Raw genomic sequence first — 2035 nt, forward strand, 5'->3', positions numbered from 1 at the left:
TTGCGGACTGGGCTTCGTGGCAGCGGGGCTGGCTGGAAGCTGGCGCGCTGGAGGGGGCGCTTGGCTATTGGGAGGCGCATCTTCGGGGTGCGCCTCAGGTTCTGGATCTTCCTTTGGATCGCGATCGGGTGCCGGATCGTCGTCGTCGGTCCGGCCATGTGGCTGTTGGTCTGGATGCGGAGCTGCGTGCGTCCCTGGAGCGTGTTGCATTGGCGCATGGGACGACGCTTTACGCGGTGCTGCTTGCCGGGTTCGGTCTGGTCTTGAGTTTTCTGTCACGTCAGGACGAGGTGGTGATCGGCAGCCCGAGTGCTGGCCGGGTTCAGGCGGAGAGTGGCGGGCTGATCGGGTTCTTCGTGAACACGCTTGCGCTTCGGCTTTCGCCTGGGGCGGCAGTGGATCTGGGAAGCTATCTGTCGCAGACCGGACGCGTTGTGCGCGAGGGCCTGGAGCATGAAGCTGCCCCGTTCGAGCGGGTTGTCGAGCGGGTTGGTGTGGAACGGTCCCTGTCGCACAGCCCGGTGTTCCAGGCGATGTTTGCCTGGCAGAGCCAGGGTTTTGGCGAGCTTCGGCTTGGTGACCTTGCGCTTTCTGCTGTGTCTGTTGGTCTTGGGGAGGCGAAGTTCGATCTGAGCCTGTCGCTTGGTCCGCAGGCCGGCGGCGGCATCGATGGCGGGCTGGAATATGACGCGGATCTATTCGATGCAGTGACGGTGTCGCGGTGGATGGCGATCCTTGAGCGGGTTCTGAAGCAGTTTTCGGATTGCGGTGGGGAGGCCCCGCTGGCCTCGCTGTCGCTGACGCCGCCTTCGGATGTGGCGCTGCTTTCCGGGTTCAACGCGACGGAGCGTGACGTGCCGGGCGCCCTGCTGCCCGACCTGCTCTCGGATCGGGCCGCTGAGCGTGGGTCTGCTGCGGCTGTCGTGTTCGGGGATGCCTCCCTGAGCTACGCCGAGCTCGAGGCGCGCAGCAACGCCCTGGCGCGTGAGCTGATCGGACGCGGGGTTGGTCCCGACACCGTGGTGGCGATCGCGCTGCCGCGCAGCTTCGAGATGGTGGTGGCGCTCATCGCCGTGCTCAAGGCTGGCGGTGCATATCTGCCGCTCGATCCCGACTATCCCCGGGACCGCCTGCGCTTCATGCTGGCCGACAGCCGCGCCAATGTGCTGCTCGGCACAAGCGATGTGCTGGAACAACTCGGGCTGAGCGCGCGGGAGGGCACCGGGGTCGGAGCAGAGATCGTTCCCGACGACGCTGTCGGGATCGACGCGCCAACCTCAGCCCACCGGCCCTCCCAGATCCTCTGCCTTGATGATGCGAGCTTCGCGGCAACGCTCGACCGTCACAGCACCGACCGGGTCGCCGATGTCGAGCGCCACCAGCCGCTGCGCCCGGACCATCTCGCCTATGTCATCTACACCTCAGGCTCCACCGGACGGCCAAAGGGTGTGGGCAATACACAAGGCGGCGTTCTGAACAGATTGCTTTGCCTCGGGTTCGAAGAAGGTCGCGATCGTCTGAACCAATCGCTGCTGCAGGCTGTCATCCTGGCCAACAGCTTTGGCTTCATCGATTATCACAACGGACTTCTCCAAGGGCTGAGGCTTGGTCAACGCCTGATTCTGGTGGCAAGGCCGACGAGCCTTCTGGACGAGGCAGCGCCCGCAATTGCCGAATGCGACCGTGTGTCCATGACGCTGGTGCCAAGTCTTCTAAGCACTCTGGCAGCCATGCCCCGCTTCGAGACTGTCTTTCGGAATGCACGGGTTGTGCTGAGTGGGGAAGCGCCGCCCTTGGATCTGATCGGCAGGGTGCAGGTACAGGTTCCTGATGCGGAGTTCTGGAACTTCTATGGGATGTCGGAAGTGGCCGGCGACAGCCTCGTCGGTCGCCTCAAGCCTGAGGGAGACAATTTCGGCTCTCCGATCTGGAACACGCAGATCCACGTTCTCTCGGCGTCCTTGCAGCCTGTCCCTGTCGGGGTCTGGGGCGAGATGTACATTGCCGGAGCCGGTCTTGCTCGGGGCTATGTCGG

The 2035-nt window shown here is 64.3% G+C and carries 1 protein-coding gene; it reads left to right on the forward strand.

What is annotated here, in order from left to right; all coding sequences use genetic code 11:
* Positions 1 to 2035: AMP-binding protein (locus N1F91_RS30860; protein WP_289997742.1), on the forward strand; the 2035-nt coding region annotated here is incomplete at both ends.

It is taken from the genome of Aquibium sp. ELW1220 (genome assembly GCF_030398385.1).
In the GTDB taxonomy this organism is placed as follows: domain Bacteria; phylum Pseudomonadota; class Alphaproteobacteria; order Rhizobiales; family Rhizobiaceae; genus Aquibium.